The organism is Streptomyces manipurensis, assembly GCF_049570255.1.
In the GTDB taxonomy this organism is placed as follows: domain Bacteria; phylum Actinomycetota; class Actinomycetes; order Streptomycetales; family Streptomycetaceae; genus Streptomyces; species Streptomyces manipurensis.
The window spans coordinates 4,148,324-4,167,004 of sequence record NZ_CP186950.1; the positions used below are offsets into that span (position 1 = coordinate 4,148,324).

Annotated in this window: 17 protein-coding genes; 9 read left to right on the forward strand and 8 right to left on the reverse strand. The window is 72.7% G+C overall.

All coding sequences use genetic code 11. From position 1 onward, the window contains the following. Nucleotides 1-2 precede the first annotated feature (2 nt). The 3 genes from ACPU2J_RS19230 to ACPU2J_RS19240 are packed head-to-tail and all read right to left on the reverse strand — an operon-like array spanning nt 3 to nt 3,690. Nucleotides 3-1,742, reverse strand: a complete 1,740-nt coding sequence (locus ACPU2J_RS19230) for an L-aspartate oxidase (protein WP_423833705.1) — start codon at nt 1,740-1,742, stop codon at nt 3-5. Beyond that, on the reverse strand, nt 1,739-2,728 hold the full coding sequence (gene panC / locus ACPU2J_RS19235; RefSeq protein ID WP_423833706.1) for a pantoate--beta-alanine ligase: 990 nt from the start codon (nt 2,726-2,728) through the stop codon (nt 1,739-1,741). Before panC ends, ACPU2J_RS19230 begins: the two co-directional genes overlap by 4 nt. Continuing rightward, a complete protein-coding gene (locus ACPU2J_RS19240) occupies nt 2,725-3,690 on the reverse strand; it encodes a Rossmann-like and DUF2520 domain-containing protein (RefSeq protein WP_389076913.1) in 966 nt (321 codons plus the stop codon). Before ACPU2J_RS19240 ends, panC begins: the two co-directional genes overlap by 4 nt. A gap of 54 nt (nt 3,691-3,744) precedes the next feature. Between ACPU2J_RS19240 and ACPU2J_RS19245 the strand changes: the two genes are divergently transcribed. From ACPU2J_RS19245 to ACPU2J_RS19275, 7 genes are all read left to right on the forward strand, one after another. Further along, nucleotides 3,745-4,875 (forward strand): threonine aldolase family protein, encoded by a 1,131-nt coding sequence (locus ACPU2J_RS19245; RefSeq protein ID WP_423833707.1) that lies wholly within the window; start codon nt 3,745-3,747, stop codon nt 4,873-4,875. Between the two features lie 139 nt (nt 4,876-5,014). Next, entirely contained in the window at nt 5,015-5,200 is a 186-nt protein-coding gene (locus ACPU2J_RS19250) for a DUF397 domain-containing protein (RefSeq protein ID WP_361592436.1), read from the forward strand. A 73-nt stretch (nt 5,201-5,273) separates the two neighbouring features. Then, a complete protein-coding gene (locus ACPU2J_RS19255; protein ID WP_361592433.1) occupies nt 5,274-5,858 on the forward strand; it encodes a hypothetical protein in 585 nt (194 codons plus the stop codon). Nucleotides 5,859-5,872: 14 nt separating this feature from the next. After that, on the forward strand, nt 5,873-6,046 hold the full coding sequence (locus tag ACPU2J_RS19260) for a hypothetical protein (protein ID WP_420080008.1): 174 nt from the start codon (nt 5,873-5,875) through the stop codon (nt 6,044-6,046). Nucleotides 6,047-6,165: 119 nt separating this feature from the next. Beyond that, nucleotides 6,166-6,696 carry a BlaI/MecI/CopY family transcriptional regulator gene (locus tag ACPU2J_RS19265; RefSeq protein WP_420080007.1) on the forward strand — a complete coding sequence of 177 codons (531 nt, stop codon included), beginning with the start codon at nt 6,166-6,168 and terminating at the stop codon, nt 6,694-6,696. Between the two features lie 11 nt (nt 6,697-6,707). After that, on the forward strand, nt 6,708-7,238 hold the full coding sequence (locus tag ACPU2J_RS19270; protein ID WP_420080006.1) for an amino-acid N-acetyltransferase: 531 nt from the start codon (nt 6,708-6,710) through the stop codon (nt 7,236-7,238). A 165-nt stretch (nt 7,239-7,403) separates the two neighbouring features. Continuing rightward, complete coding sequence (locus tag ACPU2J_RS19275; RefSeq protein ID WP_361592421.1) at nt 7,404-7,742, forward strand: histone-like nucleoid-structuring protein Lsr2; 339 nt, start codon at nt 7,404-7,406, stop codon at nt 7,740-7,742. Here the strand turns inward: ACPU2J_RS19275 and ACPU2J_RS19280 are convergent. Further along, on the reverse strand, nt 7,721-8,293 hold the full coding sequence (locus ACPU2J_RS19280) for an SCO3374 family protein (RefSeq protein ID WP_423833708.1): 573 nt from the start codon (nt 8,291-8,293) through the stop codon (nt 7,721-7,723). The genes ACPU2J_RS19275 and ACPU2J_RS19280 overlap by 22 nt on opposite strands. Nucleotides 8,294-8,757: 464 nt before the next feature. Between ACPU2J_RS19280 and ACPU2J_RS19285 the strand changes: the two genes are divergently transcribed. Next, nucleotides 8,758-11,283 (forward strand): ATP-dependent Clp protease ATP-binding subunit, encoded by a 2,526-nt coding sequence (locus ACPU2J_RS19285; RefSeq protein ID WP_350989765.1) that lies wholly within the window; start codon nt 8,758-8,760, stop codon nt 11,281-11,283. 84 nt (nt 11,284-11,367) lie between these two features. Here the strand turns inward: ACPU2J_RS19285 and ACPU2J_RS19290 are convergent, their stop codons facing one another. Next, entirely contained in the window at nt 11,368-14,340 is a 2,973-nt protein-coding gene (locus ACPU2J_RS19290) for an NACHT domain-containing protein (protein ID WP_423833709.1), read from the reverse strand. A gap of 339 nt (nt 14,341-14,679) precedes the next feature. Here ACPU2J_RS19290 and ACPU2J_RS19295 point away from each other — a divergent pair, with 339 nt between their 5' ends. Beyond that, nucleotides 14,680-15,264 carry a M23 family metallopeptidase gene (locus ACPU2J_RS19295; protein WP_420080003.1) on the forward strand — a complete coding sequence of 195 codons (585 nt, stop codon included), beginning with the start codon at nt 14,680-14,682 and terminating at the stop codon, nt 15,262-15,264. A gap of 70 nt (nt 15,265-15,334) precedes the next feature. On the opposite strand, the gene ACPU2J_RS19300 is transcribed toward ACPU2J_RS19295, so the two are convergent. From ACPU2J_RS19300 to cseB, 3 genes are all read right to left on the reverse strand, one after another. Further along, entirely contained in the window at nt 15,335-16,537 is a 1,203-nt protein-coding gene (locus ACPU2J_RS19300) for a LamG-like jellyroll fold domain-containing protein (protein ID WP_420080002.1), read from the reverse strand. A gap of 71 nt (nt 16,538-16,608) precedes the next feature. Beyond that, nucleotides 16,609-17,946, reverse strand: coding sequence for a two-component system sensor histidine kinase CseC (gene cseC / locus ACPU2J_RS19305; RefSeq protein ID WP_420080001.1), 1,338 nt, complete (start codon nt 17,944-17,946; stop codon nt 16,609-16,611). Continuing rightward, nucleotides 17,943-18,656, reverse strand: a complete 714-nt coding sequence (gene cseB / locus ACPU2J_RS19310) for a two-component system response regulator CseB (protein ID WP_361592404.1) — start codon at nt 18,654-18,656, stop codon at nt 17,943-17,945. Before cseB ends, cseC begins: the two co-directional genes overlap by 4 nt. Nucleotides 18,657-18,681: the final 25 nt, after the last annotated feature.

Below are 18,681 nucleotides of genomic sequence, written 5' to 3' on the forward strand. Positions count from 1 at the left end.
GGTCACTGCTCCAGGCTCGGGGTGCTCAGGGGGTGCACGGACGGGAAGTCCGCGGAATCGGTCGGTACGACGACCAGCGCCCGCTTCTCGGTGGCCGAGAGCCGGACGACGAGATGGCGGCGCCACCGGGCATCGTCCCGGTCCGGGTGGTCCTCGCGCCAGTGGCAGCCGCGGGTCTCCTCCCGCCGCTGCGCCGCGGCGACCAGGACCCGCGCCACGCACAGCAGGTTGGTGGCCTCCCAGGTGTCCACACCCGGTTCGGCGGTCTTGCCGTGCGCTTCGAGGTCGTTCAGGGCGGTGGCGTACAGGCCTTCGAGGGCCTCGGCCGCCGCGGCCAGCGACGCGGCCGAGCGCAGCACGCCCGCGCCGTCCGTCATGATCCGCTGGACCTCGTACCGGGCCCCGGCGGGCTGCAGCGGGCCGGTCGAGGGCACCGGTATGCCGGGCCCGCCGCCGGTACGGGCCTGCGCCGTGATGTCGTCGGCGATCCGCTCCGCGAACACCAGCCCCTCCAGCAGGGAGTTGGAGGCCAGCCGGTTCGCGCCGTGCACGCCGGTGCAGGCGACCTCGCCGCACGCGTACAGGCCGGGCACGGTGGTCCGGCCGTGCAGGTCGGTGCGGACGCCGCCGGAGGCGTAGTGCGCGGCGGGCGCCACCGGGATCGGCTCGGTCACCGGGTCGATGCCGTGGGAACGGCAGGCCGCCAGGATCGTGGGGAAGCGCTGCTCCCACATCTCGGCGCCGAAGTGCCGCGCGTCCAGGTACATGTGCTGCGCGTCCTGCTCCTGCATGCGGCGCATGATGCCCTTGGCGACGATGTCGCGCGGTGCCAGCTCGGCCAGCTCGTGCTGGCCGACCATGAAGCGCACGCCGTCGGCGTCGACGAGGTGGGCGCCCTCGCCGCGGACGGCCTCCGACACCAGCGGCTGCTGGCCCTCGGCGTCCGGGCCGAGGAACAGCACCGTCGGGTGGAACTGCACGAACTCCAGGTCGGAGACCTCCGCGCCGGCGCGCAGCGCGAGCGCCACCCCGTCACCGGTGGACACCGACGGGTTGGTCGTCGCGGAGAACACCTGGCCCATGCCGCCGGTCGCGAGGATCACGGCGGGCGCGTGCACGGCGCCCACCCCGTCGTGCTGGCCCTCGCCCATGACGTGCAGGGTGACCCCGGCCGTACGGCCCTGAGCGTCCTGGAGCAGGTCCAGGACGAGCGCGTTCTCCACGGTCTCGATGCCCGCGGCGTGTACGGCCTCGACGAGCGCGCGGGAGATCTCGGCGCCGGTGGCGTCACCGCCCGCGTGCGCGATCCGTCGGCGGTGGTGTCCGCCCTCGCGGGTCAGCTCGATCTCCCCGGTCTCCGCCGAGGTGTCGAACACGGCGCCGGTCGCGATCAGCCGGCGCACCGCGTCGGGCCCCTCGGTGACGAGCAGCCGCACGGCCTCCTCGTCGCACAGGCCCGCGCCCGCGACCAGGGTGTCGTCGAGGTGCTGCTCGGGGCTGTCGCCCTCGCCGAGCGCCGCGGCGATGCCGCCCTGCGCCCAGCGGGTGGACCCGTCGTCGAGCCGAGCCTTGGTGACCACGACGGTACGGCGGCCCGCGGCGGCGCAGCGCAGCGCGGCGGTCAGCCCTGCCACGCCGGAGCCGACGACCACGACATCGGCGTCGAGGGACCAGCCGGGGGCCGGCGCGTGCAGCCGTATGCCGGTACCGCCCGACGGGATGCCTCTGCCCGGTGTGCTCACGAGTGTGCTCCGAATTCCAATGGGATGTTGTCGATCAGCCGGGTCGTGCCCACCTTCGCGGCGACGGCCAGCACGGCCTGCCCGGTGAACTCGGGACCGGCCTCGGTGAAGTTCTGCGGGTCCACCAGCGCCAGGTAGTCCAGCACGAGCGGCGGCTCCGAGCGGGCCGCGTCGTCCAGCACATGGCGCGCGGCGGCCCGGACGGCGTCCGGCAGGCCCCCGCACGCCACCGAGACGGCATGGGCGTCGGCCGAGGCGCGGATCTCGCCCAGCCGGGCCAGGGCGGTGGCCCGCTCGTCCGTGGCGGGGGCGGCCTCGGCGCGGGCGCGCAGCGCCGCTTGGGCGGCGAGCCGGTCGCGTCCGGCGAACAGCGCCCGCGACAGGGCCAGGGCGGTGGTGCGCTCCGCGGCGGAGAGGTAGCGGTTGCGGGAGGACAGCGCCAGGCCGTCCTCCTCGCGGACGGTCGGTACGCCGACCACCTCCACCGGGAAGTTCAGGTCGGTCACCATCCGCCGGATCAGCGCCAGTTGCTGCGCGTCCTTCTGGCCGAAGAGGGCCAGGTCGGGGCGGGTGAGGTGGAGCAGCTTGGCGACGACGGTCAGCATTCCGTCGAAGTGCCCGGGCCGGGTGGCCCCTTCGAGGCGCCCGCCCATGGGCCCGGCGCTGACGCGCACCTGCGGGTCCCCGCCCGGGTAGACCTCGTCCACGGCGGGGGCGAACACCACGTCGGCGCCCGCGTCACGGGCGATCACCAGGTCGGCGTCGAGGGTGCGCGGGTAGCGGTCGAGGTCCTCGCCTGCCCCGAACTGCAGCGGGTTGACGAAGACGGTGACGACGACCTGCCCCGCGGGCCCGGCCAGTTCGCGGGCGGTGCGGACCAGCGTGGCGTGGCCCTCGTGGAGCGCGCCCATGGTCATCACCACGGCCCGGCGGCCGGCCCGCTCCAGCCGGTGCAGTGCGTCGGCGGTGTGCAGCAGCTCGGTCACCGGTCGCCCCCGTCGGGATCCGTGTCGGCCAGGACACCGAGCAGGTCCTCGGCGAGTTCGGGCTTGAGCAGACCGTGCGCGAGGGCCCGGTCGGCGGTGGTGCGGGCCATGGCCAGGTAGCCGGAGACGGTGCCGGGCGCGTGCTTGCGCAGCTCCGCCACGTGCGCGGCGACCGTGCCGGCGTCCCCGCGGGCCACCGGCCCGGTCAGCGCGGCGTCACCGGAGCGCAGGGCGTTGTCGAGGGCCGCGCCGAGCAGCGGGCCGAGCATCCGGTCCGGGTGCCCCACTCCGGCCTTGCGCAGCAGCTCCAGGGACTGCGCCACCAGCGTGACCAGGTGGTTCGCGCCGAGGGCGAGGGCCGCGTGGTAGAGCGCGCGGTTCTCCTCGGCGATCCACTCGGGCTCCCCGCCCATCTCGATGACCAGCGCCTCCGCGGCCAGCCGCAGTTCGTCCGGGGCGGTGACGCCGAAGGAGCAGCCGGCGAGCCGCTGCACGTCGACCTCGGTCCCGGTGAACGTCATCGCCGGGTGCAGGGCCAGCGGCAGGGCGCCCGCGCGGCGCGCCGGGTCGAGCACGGCCGTCCCGTACCGGCCGGAGGTGTGCACCAGCAGCTGCCCGGGCCGGACCGCGCCGGTCTCGGCGAGCCCCTCCACCAGGGACGGCAGCGCGTCGTCGGGGACGGTGAGCAGTACCAGGTCGGCGAGCTCCAGCACCTGCCCGGGCGGCACCAGCGGCACGTCGGGCAGCATGCGCGCGGCCCGCCGAACGGACGCGTCGGAGACTCCGGACACGGCGACCGGCCGGTGCCCGGCCTGCTGGAGCGCGCGGGCCAGTGCGGGGCCGACCCGGCCGGCACCGACGACACCGACGGCGAGCCGGGCAGGGCGGGGCTGCTGTGATGGATTCACGCGGGGAATGCCTTCCGTTCCAGTCCGCGGGGGTACCGGACGATACGCCGTCATGCTAGCTCCTGGGCTCTTGGCCGGCCGGGGAGCAGGGGGCGAGGATCGGACACCATGAGCGACAGCGACGACGAAGCAGAACGCACCGCACGGCTGGTGGAGGCCTGGCGCGCGGCGGACCGGACCCTGACCCGCAGCCTGCGCGAACCCACGCTCGGCGAGCTGCTCGCCGGGCTGTCCGACGCCCCGTACGACCCGGACGGGCCGGCCGACGTCTACGGCGACGGGATCGTCGCCGAGCTGGAGCGGCGGGTCGCCGGTCTGCTCGGCACCCAGGACGCGGCGTTCTTCCCCAGCGGCACGATGGCCCAGCAGATCGCGCTGCGCTGCTGGGCGGGCCGCACCGGCAACCCGGTGGTCGCCCTGCACCCGATGAGCCACCCCGAGAGGTGGGAGGGCGGGGCCCTGTCCACGGTCTCCGGGCTGCGGGTGGTGCACCCGACGACGGAGCCGCGCCAGCCCACCCCCGAGGAGGTCGAGGCGGTGGGGGAGCCCTTCGGCACGCTGATGCTGGAGCTGCCACTGCGCGACGCGGGCTTCCTGCTGCCCGGCTGGGAGGAGCTGGAGGCCCTGGTCGGCGCGGCCCGCGAGCGGGAGGCGGTGGTCCACTTCGACGGCGCCCGGCTGTGGGAGTCCACCGTCCACTTCGGCCGCGGCCTGCCGGAGATCGCCGCGCTCGCCGACTCCGTGTACGTCTCGTTCTACAAGTCCCTCGGCGGCCTCAGCGGGGCGGCCCTGGCCGGTCCGCGGGAGTTCGTGGAGGAGACCCGGGTCTGGCGCCACCGCTACGGCGGCCAGGTCTTCCGGCAGTTCCCCCAGGCCCTGTCCGCGCTGGCCGGGCTGGACCGGCGGCTGCCCCGGCTGCCCGCGTACGTGGAGCAGGCGCGCCGGGTGGCGGCGGGCCTGCACGCGGGCTTCGAGGAGGCGGGACTGCCGTGGTTCCGGGTCCATCCGGAGGTGCCGCACACCCACCAGTTCCAGGTGTGGCTGCCGTACGGGGCGGAGCGGCTGACGGACGCGGGGCTGCGCCAGGCCGAGGAGACGGGCACGGTCCTCTTCCGCCGCTGGTCCGCGGACGGTCCGCCGGGACTGGCGATGACCGAGGTGGACGTCACCGAGCCGGGCCTGTCCTGGACGGAAACGGACGTGAAGGATGCGGTTTCGGCCTTTGTCGCCCGCCTCTAGCAACCCCGGGCGTCCGGCCGGACGTCTTCCGGGGAGCAGGGAGGAAACGCCGAATTGCGGGAAAGCGACCGGCGCGGAACGGCCACGGCGTTACCGTCCCTTGACAGCCAGTACCGGCCACAGGCCCACAGGAGACACCATGACCGCTCAGCCCGCGTGGCAGAAGTCCTCGTTCTGTGGCGAGGGCGACGCCTGCGTCTACGTCGCCAGCGCCCCCGGCGCCCTGGTGAAGGTCGCCGACCGCGTCGACCCGGCCCACCTCGTCCTCGCCACGACCCAGGCGGCCTGGGCCGACTTCCTGCGCGCGGTCAAGGAGAGCGGCTGAGCCGGGCGCCGCGGCGCGCCACGGCCACGCACCTTAAGGGTGTTTTGTCCGATTAGCGCGTATCTTCGGCCCCATGCCCACGCCCTACGGATCCCGCGGCGGCATGGCGTTCAGCGCTGCTGAGCTGCACGTGCTCAGGCGTTCGCTCGCCCACGCCCTTCAGTCCTCCTCGGCCCCCCTGGCGGCCGAGGAGGTCCAGGACTGCCTGCGCCTCGCGCAGTCGGTGGACGACGCGGTCCGGGAGGCGGGCCGCCTCAGAGCCTTCCTCCTCGACGATCTCGCCCGCTACCGGGCCGCCCTCCCGGGCAGCCTCACCGGCTATCTGGAGCTCCTGCGCGACGCCCTCGCCGCGGGCTACGAGCCGACGCCCGACGACCTCGCCGCCCTGCGCGCGCTGCGGGCGAACCGCGCCGCCGCCGCGCTGCTGGAGCGGGCCCGCGAGGTCGCCGGGCGCTCCGTGCGCCGCAGGCTGACGACCACCCCCGCGCCCCGCACCCGGCTGATGGCCCTCGCGGGCGGCCGCGAGGAGCCGCGCAAGCCCGCGCCGGCGCCCGAGCAGCCGCCCAGGCCCGAGCGGCCGGTACCGACGCCCGGGGAGGTCTTCCCGCCCCGCCGCAAGCCCACCCCGCCCCCGGCGGCCGGGCGCGCCGCCGGATAGCTAGGCTGGGTGCCATGGACTACGTCTCCGCGCTCGTGCCCCCCTTCGTGATGGCCGCGTTCTTCATCGCCCTCGTCGTGACGATCGTGAAGAGCCAGGGCGGCGCCAACAAGGCCAAGGAGGACGAGGCGGTCGACGCCGTCCTCGCCCGCGCCGAGTCGGCCCGCCAGACCGACCGCCAGGCCTAGCAGCTCCGCCTGCCCCTCCGGGACGGGCGCACGGCCCATCGGCCGTGCGCCCGATTTTGTTGCGCGTTGCCGGGTGAATGGCCGGGCAATTCCGTACAACCCGCACTATCGTGCTGTTCGTGCCTCGCCCCTTGGGAGAACTCGAAGACGCCGTGATGACGCGGGTGTGGCAGTGGAACCGCCCGGTCACCGTTCGCGAAGTCCTGGAAGACCTCCAGCAGGAACGGTCCATCGCGTACACCACGGTCATGACCGTTATGGACAATCTCCATCAGAAGGGCTGGGTCCGCCGGGAAGCCGAAGGCCGCGCCTATCGATATACGGCGGTCTCCACCCGCGCCGCCTACTCGGCCGCACTGATGAACGAAGCCTGGTCGACGAGCGACAACCCCGCCGCCGCCCTCGTGGCCTTCTTCGGCATGATGTCCGCGGAACAGCGCGAGGCACTGCGCGACGCCGTCCGGATCGTCCAGCACGACGACGAGTCCGCAGCCGAATCCGCCGCCGGTTCCGCCGCCGCGTCCGCAGCCGAATCCGCGCCCGCGTCGGCTGCCGGTCCGGACCCCGGATCCGAACCCGGCGAGGCCGCCGGCCCTCCGGCCGCGCCGGAAGAGGACTCCGGCGAGCACCCGGGGCAGCCGGGGCGATAGCGTCCGCAGCCATGGGAGAGTTTTCCTCTGCACATGCAGAAACAGTGACGATCCGTCGTGCCCGCACAGGCGATGTTCCCGCGCTGCGCCGCCTCCTCGACCAGTACGTGCAGCAGCGGATCCTGCTCGACAAAGCACCGGTCGTCCTTTACGAGGACATCCAGGAGTTCTGGGTCGCGGAACGCGACTCCGACGCACAGGTGGTGGGCTGCGGCGCTCTCCACGTGATGTGGGAGGACCTGGCCGAAGTGCGCACTCTCGCCGTCGACCGCGACTTGAAGGGCGCCGGCGTCGGGCATCAGGTGCTGGCGCAGTTGTTGCGCACGGCTCGTACGCTCGGGGTGAGCCGGGTTTTCTGCCTCACCTTCGAAGTCGAGTTCTTCGCGAAGCACGGCTTCGTCGAGATCGGCGAGACCCCCGTCGACACCGATGTGTACATGGAGCTCCTGCGTTCCTATGACGAGGGCGTCGCGGAGTTCCTCGGTCTCGAACGAGTGAAGCCGAACACCTTGGGCAACAGTCGGATGCTTCTGCACCTCTGATCGATGGCCCCAGCTTTTCCGGCGCTCAGCGCACCTGTGGCCTATGTCCGAATCGCGCACGTTTCCCGCCTCGTTGCGGTCCTGAACCTCTCCCGGGGGGTTTGTGTTTTCCAGGCAAAAGCGGTTTCCTTTCCGCGTACTGCTTTTCGATGAAAGGAAATCCCGGTGGCACAGAAGGTTCAGGTCCTTCTTGTCGACGACCTCGACGGTGGCGAGGCGGACGAGACGGTGACGTTCGCTCTGGATGGCAAGACCTACGAGATCGACCTCACCACCGCCAACGCTGAAAAGCTCCGCGGTCTGCTCGACCCGTACACCAAGGGCGGCCGCCGCACCGGTGGCCGTGCCACCGCCGCCCGCGCCAAGGGCCGCGCCGCGGCGACGACCGGCAACCCGGACACGGCCGAGATCCGCGCCTGGGCCAAGGTGAACGGCTACAACGTCAACGACCGCGGCCGCGTCCCGGCCGAGATCCGTGAGGCCTACGAAAAGGCCAAGGGCTGACGGACCCCGTTCGTACGCCGCGCCAGGCGCGCCCGGTGGCATTCCGTCGCCGCGGCCGCCACCAGGCGTACGAGATCGGGCCCGCGACCGGGTCCGGCGGCCCGCCCGGGACCGGGCAGGGCCGGCAGCAGTGCCTCGCACCCCCGCTCGGGGGGCCGCAGCCACACGGCGGCCTCCCGCGGGGGCAGCCCCGGAGGAGCCGGGGCGGTGATCCGGCCCCCCGCACCCAGGGCGGCCAGGTCGAGGGCGATCCCGCCCCACTCCAGCCAGTCGAGCAGCCCGTCGAGCTCGTCGGCGCCGCCCGCGGCCACCAGGAACCGCATCCGGCGCCCCGCCAGGGCCACCGGGCCCGTGGCGGCCGGCCCGCGCAGTACCGCCGCTCCCGCGTCGGAGGGCAGGTCCAGCACGTCGAAGCGGATCCCGGTCGCGAGCTGCACGGGCGGCCCGCCCGTGACGGTCCAGCCGAGCACCCTTCCGTACCAGGCGGCGTACAGGTCCTCCTCGGGCGCGACGCGGGGCTGCGGGACGGTCGGCGGGACGGTTGCGGCCATGTCCGGAGCAACTGCCGAATCGCCCCCGGGTTACGGTGGACGTGACGTTCCGCATCCGTCCGCGTGCGGAACGTGAACCTCCGCGAGGGTGCCGTCCCACATTCGGGACGGAACCGTGTTCGCCCTTAGCTGAGGGATCCGGTGAAACCGGCATGGAGTGTCAGCCCTTACGGGTAAGACATTCCTAGTGGATCGGGGCGACACGCTGATTTGACGGGCTTCCGTTCGCCGTCGGCGTACACGCATGACGGGTATCTGCCTGGCCTGCGGGAACATCGTCTCGCACCATCGAGTTGGAGCAGTTGTCGGCTGTTCAAGCCGGTTTTCCCCGACTGATGCAGGGGTGAGCCGTGGACGGATGTCGGCAGTTGGAATGAGCTGTCCCGCCCCACGGGACTAGCATGCGGAAGGACAGGGCGGGGACCGACCCCGAACTGCCCGACCGCTCTGAGGAGCGATAAACGATGTTCGAGAGGTTCACCGACCGCGCGCGGCGGGTTGTCGTCCTGGCTCAGGAAGAAGCCCGGATGCTCAACCACAACTACATCGGCACCGAGCACATCCTCCTGGGCTTGATCCACGAGGGTGAGGGTGTCGCCGCTAAGGCCCTGGAGAGCCTCGGGATTTCGCTCGAGGCCGTTCGCCAGCAGGTTGAGGAGATCATCGGCCAGGGGCAGCAGGCCCCGTCCGGCCACATCCCCTTCACCCCGCGGGCGAAGAAGGTCCTGGAGCTTTCGCTCCGCGAGGCCCTCCAGCTCGGCCACAACTACATCGGCACCGAGCACATCCTGCTCGGCCTGATCCGCGAGGGCGAGGGCGTCGCGGCCCAGGTCCTCGTGAAGCTGGGCGCCGATCTCAACCGAGTCCGGCAGCAGGTCATCCAGCTGCTCTCCGGCTACACCGGCGGGGGCAAGGAGTCGGCCACGGCCGGCGGGCCGGCCGAGGGCACGCCCTCGACCTCGCTCGTCCTGGACCAGTTCGGCCGCAACCTCACCCAGGCGGCCCGCGAATCCAAGCTCGACCCGGTCATCGGGCGCGAGAAGGAGATCGAGCGGGTCATGCAGGTGCTGTCCCGCCGTACGAAGAACAACCCGGTCCTCATCGGCGAGCCCGGCGTCGGCAAGACCGCCGTCGTCGAGGGCCTGGCGCAGGCGATCGTCAAGGGCGAGGTGCCCGAGACCCTCAAGGACAAGCACCTCTACACCCTCGACCTGGGTGCCCTGGTCGCCGGTTCCCGCTACCGCGGTGACTTCGAGGAGCGCCTGAAGAAGGTCCTCAAGGAGATCCGCACCCGCGGCGACATCATCCTGTTCATCGACGAGCTCCACACCCTCGTGGGTGCCGGCGCCGCCGAGGGCGCGATCGACGCCGCGAGCATCCTCAAGCCGATGCTGGCCCGTGGTGAGCTGCAGACCATCGGTGCCACGACGCTCGACGAGTACCGCAAGCACCTCGAGAAGGACGCGGCCCTCGAGCGCCGCTTCCAGCCGATCCAGGTGGCGGAGCCTTCCCTCCCCCACACGATCGAGATCCTCAAGGGGCTGCGCGACCGCTACGAGGCCCACCACCGCGTCTCCATCACGGACGAGGCCCTCGTCCAGGCGGCGACGCTGGCGGACCGCTACATCTCGGACCGCTTCCTCCCGGACAAGGCGATCGACCTGATCGACGAGGCCGGCTCCCGGATGCGCATCCGCCGGATGACCGCGCCGCCGGACCTCCGCGAGTTCGACGAGAAGATCGCGGGCGTGCGCCGGGACAAGGAGTCGGCCATCGACTCCCAGGACTTCGAGAAGGCCGCTTCCCTCCGCGACAAGGAGAAGCAGCTGCTCGCGGCGAAGACCAAGCGCGAGAAGGAATGGAAGGCCGGCGACATGGACGTCGTCGCCGAGGTCGACGGCGAGCTCATCGCCGAGGTCCTCGCGACCGCGACCGGCATTCCCGTCTTCAAGCTCACCGAGGAGGAGTCCTCGCGACTGCTCCGCATGGAGGACGAGCTCCACCGTCGGGTCATCGGCCAGAAGGACGCCATCAAGGCGCTCTCCCAGGCGATCCGCCGTACCCGTGCGGGTCTGAAGGACCCGAAGCGCCCGGGTGGCTCGTTCATCTTCGCCGGCCCGTCCGGTGTCGGTAAGACCGAGCTCTCCAAGACGCTCGCCGAATTCCTCTTCGGCGACGAGGACGCGCTGATCTCCCTCGACATGTCGGAGTTCAGCGAGAAGCACACGGTTTCCCGCCTCTTCGGTTCGCCCCCCGGCTACGTGGGCTACGAAGAGGGCGGCCAGCTCACCGAGAAGGTGCGCCGGAAGCCGTTCTCCGTCGTCCTCTTCGACGAGGTCGAGAAGGCCCACCCGGATATCTTCAATTCCCTTCTCCAGATCCTGGAGGACGGTCGCCTGACCGACTCCCAGGGCCGGGTCGTGGACTTCAAGAACACGGTCATCATCATGACGACCAACCTGGGTACCCGGGACATCTCGAAGGGCTTCAACCTGGGCTTCGCGGCGCAGGGCGACACGAAGACCGGCTACGAGCGGATGAAGGCGAAGGTCAACGAAGAGCTCAAGCAGCACTTCCGGCCCGAGTTCCTGAACCGTGTCGACGACACGGTCGTCTTCCACCAGCTCACCGAGGAAGACATCATCCAGATCGTCGACCTGATGATCGCGAAGGTCGACGAGCGCCTGAAGGACCGCGACATGGGCATCGAGCTGAGCGGCGACGCCAAGCTCCTGCTCGCCAAGCGCGGCTACGACCCGATCCTGGGTGCCCGGCCGCTGCGCCGGACCATCCAGCGCGAGATCGAGGACGTCCTGTCGGAGAAGATCCTCTTCGGCGAGCTGCGTCCCGGTCACATCGTGGTCGTCGGCAAGGAGGGTGAGGGCGAGGAAGCCAAGTTCACCTTCCGCGGCGAGGAGAAGTCGGCCCTGCCCGACCTCCCCCCGATCGAGGCAACGGGCTCCGGCCCGGACCTGTCGAAGGGCGCGTGACGCGTAGGTGCCACCGCGCACCGCACAGGGGCGGCCCCGGAACCTCACGGTTCCGGGGCCGCCCCTTTTGCGCGGCTCACGGGCTCACTGCTCGAACACCGTCACGTAGGGCTCGATCCCGGCGCCGGGGAAGCGCAGCGACAGCCGCTCCTCCAGCTCGGGCGTCAGCTCGTCCTCCCCGTGCAGCCGCAGGGTCCGCAGGGCCGGGAGCCGGGTGTGCGCGAGGAGGCCCTCCAGTGCCGCGTCGTGGACGGCGAGCTCTTCCAGCCGCTCCAGCCGGGTCAGCTCCTCCCAGGCCTGTGGGCCCGCGGGACGCCAGTCGTGGCCCAGTTCGAGCCGGACCAGGGCGCATTGCCGGCCCAGCCCCGCCAGGTCCCCGGGGGCGTCCTCCACCGCGAGCTCCCGGAGCCGGGCGTCCGGGTGCAGCCGGTGGAAGGACCACGGGCCGGCGCCCTCCGTCAGCGTCAGGGTGCGCAGTCGGGCCCAGGTCACGGTGGCCGCACCCACGTCCATGCCGTCCCCGGGGGAGAGGTGCACCTCCTCCAGCGGGAGTCCGTGCAGCGCGTCCAGGTCGCGCAGGCCCGGCCAGCTGCGGAGCGTGAGCCGCCGCAGCGTGGTGTGGTCGCGCAGGAACCCGACGTCGCCCCCGCCGTCGAAGCCGTCCAGGAGCAGCTCCGCCACCGGCTGCCGGCGCAGGAAGGACGCCAGCGCCGTACGGGACACGCCGTGGCGGACGACCAGCCCCGGAGGGCCGGTGAAGGCGGCCAGCGCGGCCAGCCGCTCGTCGGACTCGACGGCCAGCCACCGGGGCGGCGGGGTCATGCGGGCGAGCACCTCCTGCGCGTACTCCCCGGCGGCGAAACGCGGCCACAGGTGGCACAGCTCCTCCTGGACGGCGGGCGAGGGGTGGTTCGCGTACCGGGCGAGGAAGGGGATCGCCCGGTCGGAGCCGACGCCTCCGGCGGCGATCACCGTGAGCCGGGCCTGTTCGTGGGAGGTGACGTCACCGGGACCGGGCAGTACCTCCAGGATCAGCGGGCCCACCCGGCCCAGGGCCGTGGCGGCCGGCCCCCTGGTCGGCGGGACGAGGGTGCGCGCGGCCGCCAGCACGTCCTCGCGCAGCTCCGGCTCCAGCTCGGCCGCCTCCTCCAGGCAGGCGTAGGCGAGCAGCAGGGAGCGGTGGGAGCCCCGCACCAGCAGGTCGCCGAGGATCGCGGTGCGTTCGCGGGGCCGGCCCAGGGCCACCGCCATGCGGATGACGTCCTCCCACTGGTCGTCGTCCGCGTGCCGGGTCAGCTCGCCGAGGCCGCCCTCGTCCAGGGCGGAGCGTGCTCCCAGGTAGTCCTGGAAGGTGCGGTGGACGAACTCGACGGTCCCGACCGTGGGGGCCCGCAGCAGGCCGGTGCGCTCCAGGAAGTGCTGGTACACCTCGCGGGCCCCGCCCAGTACGCGCGCGGCCGGTACGGCGGGCAGCGCGTTGTCGATGAGGGACTCGGCCCGGGAGCGGTCCATCTCGGTGCGCCCGTTGCGGTTGAGCCAGTGGGCGAGGCGCTGGAGCAGCTGGAGCTGGGGCTCCTCGGCCAGGGACGGCAGGCGCAGGCCGCGTTCCCGGTCGCGGCGGTCCAGCAGCATGGTGAGGGCGGCCGCGTACAGCTCCTTGCGGCCGGTGGGCAGGAATCCCCGGCGCTCGCGGTGCAGGGCGCAGATCATGCCGCAGAGCAGCGGGTTGCCGGCGAGGCGGGCCAGGTCGGGCTTGGACCGCAGGGAGTCCAGCAGCCGCCGGGCGTGGTCCGGCGGGGCTTCGGCGGCGGTGTGCCAGCGCTCGACGAAGGTCCGTACGCTCTCCCGGTTCATCGGGGTCAGGGTGACCTCGGCGAAGCCCTCGCCGGCCAGCCAGTCGTGGCGGACGGCCGAGGGACGGGAGGTCACCAGCCAGCGGTTGCCGGGGAACGCGGTGATCAGGCCGACGAGCCAGTCCCGGGCGGCGGCCCGTTCGGCCTCGGGGACCTCGTCGATGCCGTCGACCAGCAGCAGGGCGCGCCCGTCGCGCAGCACCCGGCCCTCCCAGCCCTCGGGAGCCTCTCCGGCGAGCGGGGAGCCGGTCGAGGCGAGGAAGGCCCCGGGGGCGGGCAGCCGTTCCCCGTGCCGGGTGAGGGTGCGCAGGGGCAGGACGTAGGGGACGGGGCCGCCGGCGCCCCGGGCGGCGGTGACGGCCAGCCACTGGATCAGGGTGGTCTTGCCCGATCCTGCCTCGCCGCGCAGCAGGGTGCGGGGGTGGTCGGCCAGGAGCCGGTCGGCGGGCAGGGAGTACGCGGTGGGCGTGGCGGCCATGCCGGCCGGGCCGGTGGCCGGGGCGGGCGCGGCGGCCTCCAGGCTCACGTACGCGGCGTCGAGCGGCCAGCTGGCGGAGTCCGGCGGGAGGTCCAGGCCGAAGATGGTGAGGGCGCCGTGCCGGAGGGCGAGGTAGGTGACGTAGCGCTCCTCGAAGGAGGTGTCCCGGGCGTCCTGACGGGGCAGGCGGGTCAGGAGTTCGTCCACCTTGGCGATGGTCTCGGCGTGCAGCCGGCTCTGCTCGACCAGGGTGGCCGCCACGAAGGTGGAGCGCTGGGTGAAGAAGTTCAGGACGTGCAGGCAGGCGAGGTCGACCAGGCGGTTGTGGAAGAGGGCGGCGTCCCGGGAGAGGCCCGGGTCCGGGGCGGCGGCCCGCAGCCGGCGGGCGAAGGCGGCGGGGCCGAGGCGGACGGCCTCCAGGTCGGAGAGGTCGAGGTCGCCGAGGGCGTGCAGGGTGGCGGCGAGGGCTGCGGCCACCCCGGCCTCCTCGCCCGGCGGGAGGGGCCGCTCGCCGGGGGCCCGCAGGGCCTCCCGCACCAGGTTGTCGGCGAGCCCGCGCAGGTCGGCGGCGTCGAGGCCGCGTTTTTCGCGCAGGGCCACGTAGGCGGAGATGCGCTGCGGGCGGTCCACCAGTCCCGCGCCCGCGCCCTCCGTCCGTAAGAGCTTCTTGATCAGGGGCGCCACGACCCCCGAGGCCAGCCGGATCCCCACCACGGATGCGTCCACGAGCCCGGAGCGTAGCGCCGGTCACATCCGGGCGGATCCGAACGCGGCGATCACGGTGGGGCCCGGTGACAAGCCGCACAGGACGAATCGGACATACTAGGGGGTTTCGTAGATCAAACAGGGGTGTCCGGAGGGGTTTCGCCCCTGGGGGATCCCGTCAACGGGGCGCGTCACGCCCGGGGCGCTACGAGTCGCGGTAGTAAACCGGGACGTTTGGGGAAGTCCGGGGACACGGGTTACCAAAGATGAGCCAACCCGGCACACGCCAAACGTGCCGGGTCACTTCATGCCCCTGACGGGCGTGATCCGTCCTTGTTCCCGACCCCGGAGGTCTGCTTCATGTCCGCGAAGCGCGTCAGCAACCGTTCTACCCGTATCGCCGTCGGCGCAACCGCTCTCGGTGCCGTTCTCGCACTCGGGGCCGGGACGACCGCCGCCTTCGCCGCATCCCCGCAGACGGCCCCGGCCGCCACCGCCGACGTCGCCGCCGCGGCGAAGAAGACCGGCCTGTGGGACAAGCCGCTGGAGAAGTACACGCTGTCCGCGACCTTCGGCAAGGGCGGCACCATGTGGTCCCACAAGCACTCGGGCCAGGACTTCGCCGTCCCGGTCGGCACCCCGGTCAAGGCCGCTGCCGCCGGCGTCGTCGTCAAGGCCGGCCCGAACGGCGGCGGTGACGGCCCCGCCTACGGCAACGCCATCGTGATCAAGCACGCGAACAACACGTACTCCCAGTACGCGCACCTGTCGAAGATCCAGGTCAAGATCGGCCAGAAGGTCGCCGTCAAGCAGCGCATCGCCCTGTCCGGCAACACCGGCAACTCCAGCGGTCCGCACCTGCACTTCGAGATCCGCACCACCCCGAACTACGGTTCCGCCGTCAACCCGATGGCCTTCCTGCGCACCAACGGCGTCTCCCTCTGACCCGCAGCGCAACCCGCAGTACCCGTACCACCCGCAGTACCGGCGGCGCCCGCGGTTCCGGCGCCGCTCGTCAGGTGAGCAGCCAGGCGTGGGCCGGCTTCGGCGCCGGGTCGAGCTTGCCCTCCTTGTAGCCGGCCGCCTGCTCCTGCGTGAAGGCCATGTCGTAGATCTTGATGTTGTGCAGCGCGCCCTGCCACGGGCCGGTCCAGATGTTGTGGTGCTTGGACCGGCCGAGCTGGAGGGGACCGGGGGCCTGCCAGATGGGCGGCACCACGGTCTCGCCGGCCTTCTTGCCGTCGACGTAGAGGGCGATCGCCTTCTTCTCGGCGTCGTACGTGGCCATGAGCAGCGTCGGCGTCTTGAGGATGTTCATCCCCTCGGCCGTGACGGTCCGCGTGGTCGCGGCCGCGCCCTTGTCGCCCGTCTGCACGCGGAAGATCCAGGCCTGCTTGTCCTTGACCTCGTTCACACCGAGCTCGAAGGAGAAGGACTCCCCGTCCCCCTGGCTCATCACGATCCGCGAGCCCTTGGTCGCCGAGCTGTAGACGCGGGCCGTGACCGTGAAGCTCTTGGTGACGTCCACGACCGGCTCGGCGGACTGGGCCCAGGAGTTCCCGGTGCCCCTGCCGACGACCTGGAAGCGCTTGCCCAGCGGGCCCACCTTCAGGTCGGGGCCCAGCCGGATGCCGGTCTGCCCGTAGCTGTCGCGCAGCAGGGTGTCGTCACCCGCCACGGTGGCGGTGTAGGCCGCCGGGGACTTGGAGTCCTCCGGCTCGGGGGAGGCCGAGGTCGAGGGCTGGGCGTTCGGCCCGTCCGCACCGTCGTCGCCCAGCAGGAAGAACGTTCCCCCGCCGGCCAGCAGCGCCAGGACGGTCACCCCGCCGCCCAGCATCCACAGCTTCTTCTTGCGCCGTGCCGCCTCGGACCGGTCGGCCATCGCCTCCCAGTCGGGCTGCTCCGACGCGCCGAATATCCGGCCCTCGGGCTGACCGGGCCGGCCGGGAGGCCCGTACGGGTCGGTTCCGTGCTGGTCGGGTCCGTACTGCTCCGGTCCGTACTGGCCGGGCAGTCCCGACGGCGGCCACTGCTGACCGGGCGCGTCCTGCTGGTACGGGTTCGGCTGCTGCCCGGCCGGCGGGAAGCCGTAGCCACCGCTCGCGGACGGGTAGCCGTAGCCGCCCTGGGCGGGCGGTCCCGGCGGGAACCCGTATCCGCCGCTCCCGGGGGCGGGCTCGGGCTGCGGGCTGCTCGGAGGATTCGTGCCGTCGGTCATGCCACGGATGCTAAGTCACGCACCCGTGGGCGGGTACGGCCCGGTCCCCGTCCCGTCCTCCTGAAGCCCCGTCAGCCCGGCGGCAGCTGCAGCACCGGGAAGCTCCCCGTCGCCGTGGGCGCGTGCTCGGGAAGCCACAGCACCGCCACCGCGCCGGCCGCCGCCCCGGGCCCGCCCGCCGACGGGGCCGTGCGGTCCAGGCCGCCGGGCGCCGCCACGTTGCGGAAGGTCAGCCGGGCGCCCAGCACCCGGGCCTGGCCCTCGGCGATGGTCAGCCCCAGCCCGTGCCCGACGCCCGCGCGGTCCGTCGAACCGGTACGGAACCGGCTCGGCCCCTCGCGCAGCAGCGCCTCGGGGAAGCCCGGCCCGTGGTCGCGGACCCGTACGACCCGCCCCTCTACGTCGACCTGCACGGGCGGCTGCCCGTACCGCGCGGCGTTGGCCAGCAGATTGCCGAGGATCCGCTCCAGGCGCCGCGGGTCGGTGCTGACGATCTCGTCCGCGACGACCCGTACGGTCGCCTCCGGCATCAGCGACCGCACCCTCCGGCTGACGAACTCGCCCAGCGCCACGTCCTGGAGCTCCGCCCGCTCCGAGGCGCTGTCCAGCCGTGCCACCTCCAGCACGTCCTCGACCAGGGCCCGCAGCGCCTGCGCCCGGTCCCGGACCAGCTCGGTCGGGCGTCCCGGGGGCAGGAGTTCCGCGGCGGTCAGCAGACCGGTCACCGGCGTACGGAGCTCGTGCGCGATGTCCGCGGTCACCCGCCGCTCGGCCTCCAGGCGCTGCTGGAGGGCGTCGGCCATGGCGTCCACGGCCCGCGCGAGGTCGTCGGTCTCGTCCCGGACGACCCCGCCGACCGCGTCCCGGACCCGGACGTCGGGATCGCCGTGCGCCACCCGCTGGGCGGCCGCGGCGGCCTTGCGCAGCCTGCGGGAGATCTGCCCGCCGATCAGCACGCCGAGCGCCGAACCGGCGATCACGGCGGCCAGGCCGCCGATGACCAGCGCCCGGTCCAGGTCGGGGAGCAGGTTGTCGCTCTCCCGGAACTGCGTGTGCAGCGAGAGCACCTGCCCGTTCCCGAGCGGTACGGCCGCCCAGACCTCGGGCAGCCCGCCCGGCCGCTCCTGGATGTAGGTGCCGCGCCGCCCGGACTGCGCCTTCTGCCGCAGCTCGGAGGGGAGTTCGGGGTCGTTGAGCTTGGCGCCCATGGGCGGCTTGCGACCGGCGTCGGCGTTGCGGGAGATGAACTGCACGCGTTCCAGCTGGACTTCGCGGGCGCTCTCCAGCATCGACACGCGGGCAGCACTGTGCACCACGAGGCTCAGCGCGATCGTGACGAGGGCGCCCACCGCCGCGATGGCGAGTGCGATCTTCCAGCGGATCCCCGTACGGAGGGTGAACCGTCTCATGCTTTCAGCTTGTATCCGAAGCCCCGGACCGTCTCGATCCGGTCCTGGCCGATCTTCGTCCGCAGGCGCTGCACGTGGACGTCGACGACGCGGGTGTCGCCGCCCCAGTCGTAGTCCCAGACCCGCTCCAGCAGCCGGTCGCGCGAGAGCACGGTGCCGGGCGCGGAGGAGAACTCCAGCAGCAGCCGCATCTCGGTCGGCGTCAGCGCCACGGGGTTGCCCGCCCGGTGCACCTCCATGCCCTCGGTGTCCACCTCCAGGTCACCGAAGGAGAGCACCCCGCGCTCCCCGTCGGCGCCGTCGTCGGAGGCGCCGTTGCCGCCGTTCTGCGCCCCGCCCGAGTGGTCGAAGCGGCGCAGCACCGCGCGGATCCGGGCGACGAGCACGGAGCCGTCGAAGGGCTTGGTGACGTAGTCGTCGGCGCCGGCCTCCAGGCCCAGCACCACGTCGATGGAGTCGGCGCGCGCCGACAGCATGATCACCGGAACGGTGGACTCGTCACGGATGCGCCGGCACAGGCTCACGCCGTCCATGCCCGGGACCATCACGTCCAGCAGGGCGATGTCGGGGCGCCGGGCGCGGAAGGACTCCAGGCCGGACAGGCCGTCGGGCATGGCCGTGACCACGAACCCGTCGCGCTCCAGCGCCAGGGTGGTGGCCTCACGGATGACGTCGTCGTCCTCCACGAACAGGACATGGGTCTCGGCCATGCGCAAGCCTCGCCTCGGTTCCTTC

Bases quoted from the DNA above. Each gene is read 5' to 3' on its own strand.
- ACPU2J_RS19285 (WP_350989765.1), top strand. From the start codon at position 8,758: ATGTTCGAGAGGTTCACCGACCGCGCGCGGCGGGTTGTCGTCCTGGCT.
- ACPU2J_RS19280 (WP_423833708.1), bottom strand. From the start codon at position 8,293: ATGGCCGCAACCGTCCCGCCGACCGTCCCGCAGCCCCGCGTCGCGCCC.
- ACPU2J_RS19295 (WP_420080003.1), top strand. From the start codon at position 14,680: ATGTCCGCGAAGCGCGTCAGCAACCGTTCTACCCGTATCGCCGTCGGC.
- ACPU2J_RS19250 (WP_361592436.1), top strand. From the start codon at position 5,015: ATGACCGCTCAGCCCGCGTGGCAGAAGTCCTCGTTCTGTGGCGAGGGC.
- ACPU2J_RS19270 (WP_420080006.1), top strand. From the start codon at position 6,708: ATGGGAGAGTTTTCCTCTGCACATGCAGAAACAGTGACGATCCGTCGT.
- cseB (WP_361592404.1), bottom strand. From the start codon at position 18,656: ATGGCCGAGACCCATGTCCTGTTCGTGGAGGACGACGACGTCATCCGT.
- cseC (WP_420080001.1), bottom strand. From the start codon at position 17,946: ATGAGACGGTTCACCCTCCGTACGGGGATCCGCTGGAAGATCGCACTC.
- ACPU2J_RS19245 (WP_423833707.1), top strand. From the start codon at position 3,745: ATGAGCGACAGCGACGACGAAGCAGAACGCACCGCACGGCTGGTGGAG.
- ACPU2J_RS19300 (WP_420080002.1), bottom strand. From the start codon at position 16,537: ATGACCGACGGCACGAATCCTCCGAGCAGCCCGCAGCCCGAGCCCGCC.
- ACPU2J_RS19240 (WP_389076913.1), bottom strand. From the start codon at position 3,690: ATGACGGCGTATCGTCCGGTACCCCCGCGGACTGGAACGGAAGGCATT.
- ACPU2J_RS19255 (WP_361592433.1), top strand. From the start codon at position 5,274: ATGCCCACGCCCTACGGATCCCGCGGCGGCATGGCGTTCAGCGCTGCT.
- ACPU2J_RS19260 (WP_420080008.1), top strand. From the start codon at position 5,873: ATGGACTACGTCTCCGCGCTCGTGCCCCCCTTCGTGATGGCCGCGTTC.